This is a genomic window from Microvirga sp. VF16 (assembly GCF_016864375.1).
GTDB lineage: Bacteria > Pseudomonadota > Alphaproteobacteria > Rhizobiales > Beijerinckiaceae > Microvirga.
The window spans coordinates 3,423,663-3,435,877 of record NZ_CP069354.1; the positions used below are offsets into that span (position 1 = coordinate 3,423,663).

The 12,215-nt window shown below is 63.0% G+C and carries 9 protein-coding genes and 1 pseudogene; all 10 read right to left on the minus strand.

Annotation, left to right across the window (positions count from 1 at the left end):
- Positions 1-10 precede the first annotated feature (10 nt).
- The 10 genes and pseudogenes from JO965_RS15950 to JO965_RS15995 all read right to left on the minus strand — a co-directional run bounded on the left by JO965_RS15950 (position 11) and on the right by JO965_RS15995 (position 12,180).
- Positions 11-1,582 carry a Re/Si-specific NAD(P)(+) transhydrogenase subunit alpha gene (locus tag JO965_RS15950; RefSeq protein ID WP_203439844.1) on the minus strand — a complete coding sequence of 524 codons (1,572 nt, stop codon included), beginning with the start codon at positions 1,580-1,582 and terminating at the stop codon, positions 11-13.
- A 26-nt stretch (positions 1,583-1,608) separates the two neighbouring features.
- Positions 1,609-2,643 carry an L-idonate 5-dehydrogenase gene (locus JO965_RS15955; protein WP_203439845.1) on the minus strand — a complete coding sequence of 345 codons (1,035 nt, stop codon included), beginning with the start codon at positions 2,641-2,643 and terminating at the stop codon, positions 1,609-1,611.
- 11 nt (positions 2,644-2,654) lie between these two features.
- Positions 2,655-3,596, minus strand: a complete 942-nt coding sequence (locus JO965_RS15960; protein WP_203439846.1) for a 2-hydroxyacid dehydrogenase — start codon at positions 3,594-3,596, stop codon at positions 2,655-2,657.
- A gap of 122 nt (positions 3,597-3,718) precedes the next feature.
- Positions 3,719-4,483 (minus strand): SDR family oxidoreductase, encoded by a 765-nt coding sequence (locus JO965_RS15965; protein ID WP_203439847.1) that lies wholly within the window; start codon positions 4,481-4,483, stop codon positions 3,719-3,721.
- Positions 4,484-4,503: 20 nt separating this feature from the next.
- The gene (locus JO965_RS15970; protein ID WP_203439848.1) at positions 4,504-5,205 is read right to left on the minus strand and encodes an HpcH/HpaI aldolase/citrate lyase family protein; all 702 of its coding nucleotides are present in this window, start codon (positions 5,203-5,205) and stop codon (positions 4,504-4,506) included.
- Complete coding sequence (locus JO965_RS15975; protein WP_203439849.1) at positions 5,202-6,026, minus strand: SDR family oxidoreductase; 825 nt, start codon at positions 6,024-6,026, stop codon at positions 5,202-5,204. Before JO965_RS15975 ends, JO965_RS15970 begins: the two co-directional genes overlap by 4 nt.
- Before the next feature lie 9 nt (positions 6,027-6,035).
- A complete protein-coding gene (locus JO965_RS15980) occupies positions 6,036-7,715 on the minus strand; it encodes a hydantoinase B/oxoprolinase family protein (RefSeq protein ID WP_203439850.1) in 1,680 nt (559 codons plus the stop codon).
- A 13-nt stretch (positions 7,716-7,728) separates the two neighbouring features.
- On the minus strand, positions 7,729-9,792 hold the full coding sequence (locus JO965_RS15985; protein WP_203439851.1) for a hydantoinase/oxoprolinase family protein: 2,064 nt from the start codon (positions 9,790-9,792) through the stop codon (positions 7,729-7,731).
- Positions 9,793-9,955: 163 nt separating this feature from the next.
- Entirely contained in the window at positions 9,956-10,894 is a 939-nt protein-coding gene (gene nac, locus JO965_RS15990) for a nitrogen assimilation transcriptional regulator NAC (RefSeq protein WP_203444218.1), read from the minus strand.
- Positions 10,895-10,971: 77 nt separating this feature from the next.
- Positions 10,972-12,180: pseudogene (locus tag JO965_RS15995) on the minus strand (aspartate transaminase).
- Positions 12,181-12,215: the final 35 nt, after the last annotated feature.

The window sequence follows — 12,215 nt, forward strand, 5'->3', positions numbered from 1 at the left end:
GGAGGATCCTCTAAGACTTCTGGAACATGGCCAGCATCCGGCGCGTGACCAGGAAGCCGCCGACGATGTTGATGGTGGCGATCAGGAAGGAGAGCGCGGCGAGGGCCACCACCAGCCAGTGGCTCGAGCCGACCTGCAGCAGGGCGCCGAGCACCACGATGCCCGAGATGGCATTGGTCACCGCCATCAGCGGCGTGTGCAGCGCGTGGCTGACGCTCCAGATCACCTGGAAGCCGACGAAGCACGCCAGCGCAAAGACGATGAAGTGGGCCATGAAGCTGGCCGGCGCATAGGCGCCCACCAGCGCGATCAGCAGGCCACCCAGGATGAGGAGCCCGACCTGGTTTTTTGTCTGGCTCCGGAAGGCGGCCGCTTCTTTAGCCCGCTTCTCCTCCGGGGTCAGCTCCCTCACCTTCTCGCTCAGTTTGGCGGCCGCGATCGCCGGCACCTTGGGCGGCGGCGGCGGGTAGGTGATGGCGCCCTGGTGCGTGACCGTGGCGCCGCGGATCACGTCATCGTCCATGTTGTGGACGATGACGCCGTCCTTGTTCGGGGTCAGGTCGGTGAGGAAGTGGCGGATGTTGTTGGCGTACAGCGTCGAGGCCTGGGCGGCCATGCGGCTCGGGAAGTCGGTGGTGCCGATGATCGTAACGCCATTCTCGGTGACGATCGTCTCGTCCGGCACGGTCAGGTCGCAGTTGCCGCCGCGCTCGGCCGCGAGATCGACGATGACCGAGCCCGGCTTCATCACGGCCACCATGTCGGCCGTCCACAGCTTCGGCGCCGGCCGTCCCGGGATCAGGGCCGTGGTGATGACGATGTCGATCTCGGGCGCGAGCGCGCGGAATTTTTCCAGCTGCTTGTCGCGGAACTCGGGGCTCGACGGCGCGGCATAGCCGCCGGTGGCGGCGCCGTCCTGCGTCTGCTCGAAGTCGAGGAAGACGAACTCGGCCCCCATCGACTCGATCTGCTCGGCCACCTCGGGCCGCACGTCGAAGGCATAGGTGACGGCGCCGAGCGCGGTCGCCGTGCCGATGGCCGCGAGCCCCGCCACGCCGGCGCCCACCACCAGCACCTTGGCGGGCGGCACCTTGCCGGCGGCGGTGACCTGGCCGGTGAAGAAGCGGCCGAAGGCGTTGCCGGCCGCGATCACGGCACGGTAGCCGGCGATGTTGGCCATGGACGAGAGCGCGTCCATCTTCTGGGCCCGCGAGATGCGCGGCACCATGTCCATGGCGATGACCGTGGCACCCTGGGCTCTGGCCTGCTCCAGAAGGCTGGCGTTCTGCGCCGGCCAGACGAACGCGATCAGCGTCTGGCCCTGGCGCAGGCGGCCCACCTCGGCCTCCGTCGGCGGGCGCACCTTCGTGATCACGTCGGTCGCGGCAGAGAGGGCTGCCGCATCCGGCACGACGCTCACCCCGGCAGCCGTGTAGGCGGCATCCGCGAAGCCCGCCTTCTCCCCTGCCCCGGCCTCGACAAAGCACGCATGCCCGAGTTTCTGCAGCTGGAGAGCAGACTCGGGCGTCATTGCCACCCGCGCCTCGCCCGGGAAGACTTCCCTCAGAGTTCCGATCCTCATGGTCACTGTCCTGCTCTGGCGCTGTATCAGGTGAAGCTCAACTGGATCTTCATCGACCGGCTGCGATCGCCGGCCGCCTCGAAGGCCGCCACCGCATCGGCGATCGGAAAGATCCCGCTCATCAACGGCTTCAAATCGACGCGCCGCGCGTTGATGAGGTCGACCGCGAGCGCGAACTCGTCGTGGAAGCGGAACGTCCCCTTCATCTCGATCTCTTTCGCCACCACCAGGTTCTGCGGGATCGACACGTCGCCGCCGAGCCCGAGCTGCACCAGCACCGCGCGCGGCTTCAGCACCTCCAGGCCGGAGCGCACGGCGCTCCCATTGCCCGAGGCCTCGAACTGGACGTCGAAGGTGCCCTTGTTGGCGGCATAGGCCGACAGTGCTTCCGGATCGGTCGCCACATTGATCGTCCGGTCGGCGCCGACAGCCCGCGCCTTCTCGAGCACCGCATCCATGACATCGGTGGCGACGATCTCCCGCGCCCCATGCGCCCGCGCGACGATGATGGCGAGCGCTCCGATCGGGCCGCAGCCGGTGACCAGAACCCGCTTGCCCAGGAGCGAGCCGGCCCGGTTGACCGCATGCAGCGTCACCGCCAGCGGTTCGGCCAACGCCGCCTCGTTGATCGAGACCCCCTCGGCCACCTTGTGGCATTGCCAGTGCTCGGCCACCAGACGCTGCCGGAAGGCGCCCTGGATGTGCGGCATCGGCATGGCGCTGCCATAGAAGCGCATGTTCAGGCACTGGTTCTGCTGGCCCTTGAGGCAATACTCGCAGTGCTGGCAGGGCCGGCTCGGCGAGACCGCGACCCGGTCTCCGATGGCAAGACCCGAGACGCCCTCACCGAGGGAGCGGATCGTGCCGGCCACCTCGTGTCCCAGGATCATCGGCTCGCGCACGCGCACCGTGCCGAAGCCGCCATGGTTGTAGTAGTGCAGGTCGGAGCCGCAGATGCCGCCGGCCTCGATGGCGATCTCGACCTGCCCCGGCCCGGGCGCCTCCGGCGCGCGCTCCTCGATGCGCAGGTCCTTGGCGGCATGAATGACGACGGCTTTCATGGGGCAATCCTTCAGATGACGGGCGTGAGCAGCGGCTGACGGGCAAAATGCGCCGCGAGGTTGTCGCGCACGAGCTGGCCCATGGCCTGGCGTGTTTCCACGGTGCCCGAGGCGTGATGCGGCTGCAGGACGACGTTCTCCAGCGTCAGGAAGCGCTCGTCGATGGCCGGCTCGTTCCAGAACACATCGAGGCCGGCGCCCTTGATGACGTTGCGCTCGAGCGCATCGAGCAGGGCGGCCTCATCGACGGTCGAGCCGCGTGAGACGTTGATCAGGATGCCATCGCGCCCCAACGCCTGCAGGATATCGGCGGTGATGATCTTTTGCGTGCTGGCACCGCCCGCCAGGGTGACGATCAGGAACTCGGACTGCTCGGCCAGGACAACCAAATCAGGCACGAAGGTATACGGCAGGTCGGATCGCTGGGCGACGTCGCAATAGGCGATCGGACAATCGAACGCGGTCAGGCGCTTGGCGACCTCGACGCCGATGCGGCCCATGCCGACGATGCCCACATTCTTGCCGTGGACGCGGGTGACGAGATGCATGTTGGCGTTGCGCCAGCGTCCGTCCCGGACATAAGCGTCGGCCTGCGGGATCTGGCGGGCCACCGCCAGCAGCAGCCCGACGCCGATATCGGCCACGTCGGCGGTCAGGACGTTGGGCGTGTTGGTGACGCGGATGCCGTTCGCCCTGGCGTGCGACAGGTCGATGGCATCGGTGCCGACGCCATAGCAGGCGACGATCTCGAGCCGCGGCAGTGCCGTCATGAGTTCGGCCGAGGCGCCGATCTCGCCGCGGGTGGCGATGGCCCTGACGTTGGCGCCGACATCCTTGAGAAAGGCCGCCCGGTCGGCCGCCTCCCAGAGCCTGTGCACCGTGTAGGTGTTCTCGAGGCCGTCCAGGTCCCAGGCCGGATACGGCCCCATCAGCAGGATCTCGGGCTTGGTCATGGTGAGCGTTCTCCCAGGTCGGCTTTTTGGCGGGCTGCGGCGTGCTTCAGGCGCAGCCGCGATCGTTGATCGGACGGGGATCTGGGCCCGTCATGACGGTAAGCATGGAGCGGGTCGTCGCGTCACAGGCAGGTGGTGATGCCGCCATCGACGTAGAGCGTGTGCCCGTTGACGAACGAGGCGGCATCGCTGGCGAGGAACACCGCTGCACCGATCAGTTCGTCCACGTTGCCCCAGCGGGCCGCCGGCGTGCGCTGCTCGAGCCAGCGCGAGAACTCCGGGTTGTCGACGAGGGCCCGGTTGAGCGGCGTCTTGAAGTAGCCCGGCGCGATGGCGTTGACCTGCAGGCCGTGCCTGGCCCAGTCCGCGCACATGCCGCGGGTCAGGTTCTTCACCGCCCCCTTGGTCGCCGTATACGGCGCGATCCCGGGCCGGGCGAGCTCGCTCTGCACCGAGGCGATGTTGATGATCTTGCCGCGCCCGCGGGCGATCATGGGCCGGGCGACCGCCTGGCCGACATAGAACACGCTGGAGATGTTGGTGGCGAGCAGCTGCTCCCAGCGCTCGACGGGAAAGTCCTCGAGCGGGGTGCGGAACTGCATGCCGGCGTTGTTGATCAGGATGTCGATCGGGCCCTCGTCTTCGATGGCCGCGATCCCGTCCCGGACCGCTTCTGCCGAGGTCACGTCGAAGATCGCCGTCGAGACCGTGTGGCCCGCCGCCGCCAGGTCGGCGGCCGCGGCCTCGATCTTGCCCGGGTCGCGGCCGTTGAGAACCACCGCCGCGCCGTGCTCCGCCAAGCCCCTGGCCAACGCAAAGCCAATGCCCTGCGACGAGCCCGTGATAAGGGCTCGTCGGCCTTCAAGAGAGAAAAGTGGAAAGCTCATAATGTCTACTCTGCCTTCGATCAGCGCCTGAGTATCGATTTGATGCCGTTCATACCGATGCGCAGGAAGGGATCGGAATGAACGTAGAAGTACTGCACACCCCTCTTCAGCCAGTAGGGCATCTCGTCGGCGGTCACCAATGTCCCAGCAACCTTCCCCGCATCACGGATCTTGTGAACCGCATAAGCGACCCTCTCCATAACCTCCTTCGGACGTGGCTCGCCGAATGGGGGTGCAGGTGGGTACCCCATGTTTTGTGACAAATCGCCAGGGCCGATGAAGAACACGTCGATGCCATCGATTGTGAGCATCTCGTCGAGGTTCTCGATAGCTTTCGGGGTTTCGACCATGCTGACCACAAGCCTTTTCTCATGATCAGACGGCAAACCGTAGCGTACTGCATCCACAATCGCTCGTGCCTGATCCGCCGTGTCTACCATAGGCACCATGAGACCGTCGGCGCCGGCATTGAGGTAGCGGATCAGAATGGGACGCTCGTGGGAGTGCGGCCGCACGATGGCGGCACCGCCCGCACCACGGACAACCTGGCCGGTGATCCGCACATCCTCGAAGCTCCACGTTCCGTGCTCACAGTCGATGAAGATGCTGTCGGCGCCAAGCTCCACCAGTCGAACGGAGAGGCCTGGTGAGACATGATGTGGATTGAACATGGTAATGCTGTCGCCGGCCTGCAGTCGCGCGCGCAGTTTCGCACCATTCATAAGGCTTCTCCCGTCTTTTCTTTTTTCGGCATATCAGGTGTCTCCGCGGGAGCGCCTACCCAGCGGGCGGTCTCGATATCCGCAGACGTATCACGCATGTAGGTTGGGCAGATATGAAGCTCGGGGATCACGGCCCCCTTCTGTAGGCTTGCGCACAGCGCTATGGTGCGTGCGACATCGTGTGGGTCGAGCATCTTCGCGCGTTCACTTTCGAGCGGCGGTCGTGCGCGGTTGTTCATGATCGGCGTATCAGTCTCGCCCGGCAGGATCGTCGTCGCCCGGATACCCTGATTGCGATAGGTGTTGTGCAGGAATGTCATGAAGTTCTTCACGCCTGCCTTGGCGGCGCCGTAGGCTGCACCACCCAACAGGTTCGGGTTTAGGGCCGCGAGGGACGATACCGTTATGATGGTGCCATCCTGTTTCGCAATCATGTCGGGTAGGACGGCCTGAGTCAGATTGAAAACGGCCGTCAGGTTGACAGTGACGGTCGAATTCCACTCCTCTTCGCTCAGAAAGCGGGCGTTCAGGACTTTACTCGCGCTTCCGGCATTGTTCACGAGAATGTCGATCGGACCGACGGTGTTGCGGACCCACGCGACCGTCTCGAAAATATCGTCACGGGACTCGATATCGAGGGAACGGGCAACCGCCGTTCCGCCTTCTGCCTCGATGAGCGCGGCCACCTCCTGAAGGGGCTGGAGTCGGCGACCTGCTAGGATCACGCGAGCGCCGTCCCTCGCCAATAGGATTGCAGCTTCACGACCAATCCCGGTCCCTGCCCCGGTAACGAGAGCAACCTTGCCGTCAAGAAGTCCCATCGAAATCTCCTACTCCGCAGCCAAGGCGGCTGACCCACCATAGCCATAACGCTTCTTGGCTGCCTCGGGAGTGATAAGGCCTTCGGCAAGATCCTGTTCAATCAGCTCGACGGGGCGATTAGCCGCCCTGCCCCAACCGCCGCCGCCAGGCGTTTCGACCTGAAGGCGGTCGCCCGTCGCGAGAACGGCCTTGCCCTTCGGGGAGTGAACCTCGCCGTTCTTCAGGACCTTGCCGGGCATGCCGGACTCACCGCCAACGACGCCGAAGCATGGGTGGCGAACGCGTTCGGACGCGAGATAGATGCGCATCGGTGACTTGCCGAGGTTGCGCAGGATGGCCCGTTGTCCAAGGCCGCCGCGATACTTTCCGACGCCGCCCGAGTCCGCCACGAGTTCCTTGCACTCGGTCAGGACCGGCACGGCCATCTCGAACATCTCGATGGCTGTGACCTTGCAGTTCGAGGGGAAGCTCAGCGTATCAAGGCCGTCGAATTCCGCCCGGCCTCCCTGGCCGCCGTGATAATTCTGCACGGCTGAGTACTGGGTACCATCATCGTGTTGACCCACGCAGTTCGTGGCCCAGATTGGCGCGCCACCACTGTCGCCGATCACCTTATCGGGCACCACGCCCTCAAGTGCTCTGAAGATGAGCGATGGGATGACATGGCCGATCACGTTGCGCGAGTTGCCGGCCGCCCATGATTCCGGGTTGAGGATGGACCCTTTTGGTGCCTCGTCGGTGATGGGTGTGATGCAGCCTTCATTGTTGGGGGTGTCGGGATCCAGAAGACATTTCAACGCATAGACGGAATGCGCGTAGCGATAGTTCGTGCGGCAGTTGATGGATGAGTCCGCAATCTGGTCCGACGTGCCAGCATAGTCGACATGAATGGAGTCGTCCTTGACAATCACCGAGACCTTCAGCTTCACGTCGGTACCATAGCCGTCGAGCAGGACCTCCGCGCTGTAAGTGCCATTCGGCCAGGCGCGGATGGCCTTGCGGGTCTGTGCCTCAGAGAGGGACTGGATGGCATCGGCGAGACCATCCACATCATCCAAATTATATTCTTCAAGAAACTTCAGGAGTTCGCGCGCCATGACCCCGTTCGCGGCGACCATCGACTCGAGGTCGCCGAGCACTTCCGTCGGCATCCGCACGGAGGCGGCAATGATATCGAGGACGTCCTGGTTCGGAACTCCGGCCTTGTGGAGCTTGACGATCGGAAAGCGAATGCCTTCCTCGAAGATGTCGCTCGCCTCCGAATGGAGCGGGCGGCCGCCGATATCGGGAAGATGCGCGATTGATCCCGCATAGGCCACCACCTTGCCGTTCTTGAAGATCGGCGTGATCATCGTCACGTCGGGAAGATGGCCGGTACCGATCTCGGGATCGTTGGTGGCGAGAACGTCACCTTCTTCGAGCTTGTCGGCCGGAAATTTCGGTAGGAAGTACTGCTGTGCCGCGGCCGGAAGCGAGCTGATGAAGACTGGGATCGACCAGGTGCATTGCGCGAGCGCCCGCCCGCGGCTGTCCATCAGCACTGTCACGTAGTCGTGGTTCTCACGCACGATCGGCGAGAAGGCAGTCCTGCCGAGCGCCTTGTCGGCCTGGTCGGCGATGAAGATCAGGCGGTTCCACATGACCTGAAGGTTGATCGGGTCGTTGAAATCGGGCGTGGATTTCGACATGGTTCTACCCCCTTTACAGGATGTTGATGATCAGATTGCCTTTGGCGTCGACATGTGCCGTGCCGCTCGGCCCAACCACAGCGGTCGACTCGCGCTGCTCGACGACCGCCGGCCCTTGGATGGGCTTGTCCACCGGCAGGCGGTAATGATCATAGACCGGCGTTGCCACAGAAGAGCCGAGCTCATGGAAATAGACCTCACGATGTCCCTTGAGGGCATCGGCGATATCGGTGAGGTGCGGGCGGGTGACCTGATCCTTCTCACCACTTGCCCGCAAACGCCAGGTAATCACTTCGACCGGAGCGGCGACGGTGCGTCCGAACAGCTCGCGATAGAGTTTGTAGAAGTTATCGAGTAACTGTTTTAGGAACTCATCCTTCGGCAGGTTGCGGTCTGGGAGTTGGACGGTGATCTCATAACCCTGGCCGATATGACGCATGTCGACCGTATAGCGATTTGTGATCGTGTCCTTAGAGACGCCTCCAGCGCTGACCACCTCGGAACCTTGAGCCGCAAGATCGTCGAGAACTTGGTTCATGACATCCATGTCCCAGTCATCGACCGTCATCGGATGGCTGGCCGACAGATCGACTGCGACCGGCGCAATAAGGAGGCCGATGGCCGATGTCACCCCGGCGCCCGTCGGGCAGATGATCCGCTTGATGCCAAGCTTGCGGGCGATGCCATAAGCATGGACCGGTCCGGCGCCGCCGAACGCTACCATGGGCAGCGAACGCGGGTCGACGCCGAGATCCGTCGCGTGCATGGCCGCAGCCTTGCTCATGGATTCGTTGACGAGGTCGTGGATTCCCCAGGCACAGCGTTCGACGCTGACGCCGAGGTCGTTGGCAAGCCGTTCTATTGCGGTTCGAGCTGCGTCTTTCGAGACTTTGAATGAGCCACCAACGAACGATTCCACACCCATATAGCCGAGCAGGATGTCGGCATCGGTCACGGTCGGCTCCGTGCCACCGCGTTGATAGGCGGCTGGGCCCGGCAGGGCACCGGCCGACCGTGGGCCGACATCGAGCAGACCCAGCGGGTTCTTGGCCGCGATGGAACCGCCGCCGGCACCGATCTCAATCATCTGGATGGACTGGATCTTCAACGGGAAGCCCGATCCCTTGCGGAAGCGCTGGTAATGAGCCACCTCCAGCTCAGTGCCGACCGTAGGCTCGCCATGCGGGATCAGGCAAAGTTTTGCGGTGGTGCCGCCCATATCGAAGGACAGCACGCTTCCCTCGCCGGCGATCCGGCCGAATTCGGCAGCGGCGACCGCCCCTGCAGCTGGACCGGACTCGATCAGACGCACCGGCAGCTCGGCGGCGCGGCGGCTTGGAACCAGTCCGCCTGAGGACGTCATCCAGAGAACTTGCCGGTCGATGCCCCTCTTGGCGAACTCGCGCTGGAGATGGGCCACATGGCCGGACATCTGCGGACGGGTATAGGCATTGACGACCGTGGTCGAGGCGCGGTCGAACTCGCGGACCTCCGGGCAGACTTCCGAGGATAGCGACACGAAGATGTCCGGATCCTCATCACGCAGGAGAGCTGCAACGCGCTGCTCGTGTTGCGGATACTTGTAGGCGTGCAGCAGGCAGACGGCGACTGAACGGATTCCCTTCTCCTTGAGCTTGCCGGCGATCTCGCGGACCGTTTCCTCCTTCAGTTCCGTGATGACATCGCCACTGGCGGCAATACGTTCGCCGACGCCGAAGCTGTTTGCCCGGCTGACGAGCGGATCGGGATACTTGATATTCAGATCGTAGAGATCGTAACGGCCCTCGTTCCGGATCCGCAGCATGTCGCGGAAGCCGTCCGTCGTGATGAAGCCGGTCTCGACGCCCTTGCGTTCCAGAACCGCGTTTGTGACGACCGTAGTCGCACCCAGAACCTGGAGGTTTTCGAGGGAGATCGATTGCCCGAATTGCTCGAGTAGTTCCGTGACGCCTTGCACCACAGCCTCAGCCGGGTTCTTCGGTGTGCTCAAGACCTTGTGAAGATGAAGATCGCCGTTGTCGTCCAGGAGGGCGAAATCCGTGAAGGTTCCTCCGGTGTCGAAAGCCAGTTTTGCCATGTTTCCCTCGAGCGAGCAGGCGACGCTTGGCGTCGTTCCAGCGAATTTGGCCAAGCCAAATTTCCATGTCGCTGATGAGGTTAGGCGAAGGATTTTGCGGCCGCCAACACAACTACGGTCTGCCGCTATAGCCTTTCTTTATAGCGTCCATGTAAACTGACGCTTAGGCCGGACGTATGCCTTGATGGTGATCACGCATTAGCCTTTCGACCGTAGTAAGTAGGACGGATCGTGCTGCCAGAGCAGGCTCGGAGAGTGGAAGGTGGTCGGACGTACACAGGGACACGGTGGCCTCGATGACCGGCCGCACGAGCGGTCTGATTTGGGCTCCGGCGAAGCTTGCGGTTTCGGTCGCCACCGAAGCCGGCAAAATCGTGGATCCCAGGCCTTCCAATACTGCGGCGCTGAGCGCCGGAACGGATTCGATCTCCGAGGTAACCTCTGGCGTGACCCGTGCCCGCGACAGGGCCTCGTCGATCAGGCGGCGGAGAAGATGGGTCTTACTCGGCAGCAGAAGGGGAACACCGCTCAGGTCCGAGAGGGGCAGAGGCTCGCCAGCCTCGCCGGGAAGCTCCAGAGCGGGAGGCGAGACAAGAAACATCTCCTCACGAAAGAGCGGCTGAAGGGTTACGCCCTTCATCGGGTCCGCCGTATAGATGAGCGCCATGTCCATCTTGCCGGTCATGATCAACTCGCTCAGGATGTGCCCGAAGCTGTCGTTGATGTGCACGACGATCCGCGGATGCTGAGCCTTCATCTCCTTCAGCAGCGGCAGGGACAGGGCACTGGAACTCGAGTAGGTCGCAAGCCCGATGGAAACGCGTCCCGCAATTGATGTTGCCGACTGATTGATATCGACCTGAGCCTGCTCAATTTGCTTGAGCATCAGTTGGGCGTGACGGTAAAGAATGAGGCCGGCCTCGGTCGGAGCAATGCCGACGTTGCTGCGGATCAAAAGCTTGTGGTTGAAATGGGCTTCGAGCGACGCGATCTGCTGCGAGAGCGCAGGTTGTGCCGTACGCAGGATGCTGGCCGCGCGTGACATGCTGCCCGTGTCAACGATCTTGACGAAGCTTTTCAGTTTTCTGAAGTCGACGCTCATCATTCCGGCCTCTTTCTTGCCGAAACTAGGGCATCGGGCGGGAAGGGCGCAATCCCCTCTCCGCACGGCCGGGAGTGCTATTGGAGCGCCGCGACGGCGGCCTCGATACGGTCGCAGCCAGCCTTGATCATTTCCATCGACGTTGCAATCGACAGCCGGAAATAGGGGGAAAGGCCGTAAGCGGCGCCCTGCAGTGCGGCAACGCCAACTCCGTCCAGCAGGTAGAGCACGAAGTCGAGATCATTCTCGATGACCTTGCCCTCAGGTGTCTTTCGCCCAATCACGCCAGCGCAGTTCGGGAACAGGTAGAAGGCACCGGCTGGCGTCAAACAGGAGAGGCCTGGAATCGCGTTGAGACGAGCGCAGGCATAATCGCGACGATCCTTGTAGACCTTCACGCTGTCGGTCACAAATGTCTGATCCGAGGTGAGTGCGTATGCGGCGGCCGCCTAGCTCACCGAGGATGGACAGGACGACATCTGGGATTGCAGCTTGTTGATCGCCGCAATGAGCGGTTCAGGGCCGGTGGCGTAGCCGATCCGCCACCCCGTCATGGCGTAGGACTTCGACACACCGTTCGTAAGCACGACGCGATCCTTCAACGCGGGAACCGCCGCAACCAAGGTCGTCGTCGGCTCATCCTCGAACCAGACTTGGTCGTAAATGTCGTCCGACAGCACGAAAACGTGAGGATGACGTAGCAATACCTCGCCCAAGGCCTCGAGCTCAGCCCGGGTGTAGGCCGCGCCGGTCGGGTTCGAGGGTGTGTTCAGGATAAGCCACAGGGTCTTCGGCGTGATGGCGGTCTCAAGGGCCTCCGGCGTAAGCTTGAATCCCTTGTCTTGTGCGCACTCTACAATAATCGGCTTGCCTTCGTTGGCGATCACCATGTCGGGGTAGGACACCCAGTAGGGAGCCGGAATGATGACTTCGGCGTCATTCTCGACGCTTGCCATAAGTGCCAGGAAGAGGATCTGTTTGGCGCCACCGCCGACACAGATTTCGCTGTCCTTGTAGGAAAGATCCAGCCTGCGGCGGTAGTCGCTGATGATGGCTTTACGCAGTGCCGGAGTTCCGTTGACCGGCGTATACTTTGTTTCACCACGATCAATTGCAGCATGAGCCGCCGCCTTGATGTTCTCTGGTGTATCAAAATCCGGCTCGCCTACTGTGAGATCGACGATGTCACGTCCGGCAGCCTTCAGCTCTCTTGCACGCGCCGACGCCGCCGTACTGGGTGAAACTTTGATGCGCGACACGCGGGAAGCGGGCACGAAGTTGCTCATGGAAGTATTCTCTATCTCGCTACGGTTCGCAGCAC

What these genes read in the sequence shown, in the direction of transcription:
- JO965_RS15950 (WP_203439844.1), bottom strand. Translation starts at nt 1,582, where the DNA reads ATGAGGATCGGAACTCTGAGGGAAGTCTTCCCGGGCGAGGCGCGGGTG.
- JO965_RS15955 (WP_203439845.1), bottom strand. Translation starts at nt 2,643, where the DNA reads ATGAAAGCCGTCGTCATTCATGCCGCCAAGGACCTGCGCATCGAGGAG.
- JO965_RS15960 (WP_203439846.1), bottom strand. Translation starts at nt 3,596, where the DNA reads ATGACCAAGCCCGAGATCCTGCTGATGGGGCCGTATCCGGCCTGGGAC.
- JO965_RS15965 (WP_203439847.1), bottom strand. Translation starts at nt 4,483, where the DNA reads ATGAGCTTTCCACTTTTCTCTCTTGAAGGCCGACGAGCCCTTATCACG.
- JO965_RS15970 (WP_203439848.1), bottom strand. Translation starts at nt 5,205, where the DNA reads ATGAATGGTGCGAAACTGCGCGCGCGACTGCAGGCCGGCGACAGCATT.
- JO965_RS15975 (WP_203439849.1), bottom strand. Translation starts at nt 6,026, where the DNA reads ATGGGACTTCTTGACGGCAAGGTTGCTCTCGTTACCGGGGCAGGGACC.
- JO965_RS15980 (WP_203439850.1), bottom strand. Translation starts at nt 7,715, where the DNA reads ATGTCGAAATCCACGCCCGATTTCAACGACCCGATCAACCTTCAGGTC.
- JO965_RS15985 (WP_203439851.1), bottom strand. Translation starts at nt 9,792, where the DNA reads ATGGCAAAACTGGCTTTCGACACCGGAGGAACCTTCACGGATTTCGCC.
- nac (WP_203444218.1), bottom strand. Translation starts at nt 10,894, where the DNA reads ATGAGCGTCGACTTCAGAAAACTGAAAAGCTTCGTCAAGATCGTTGAC.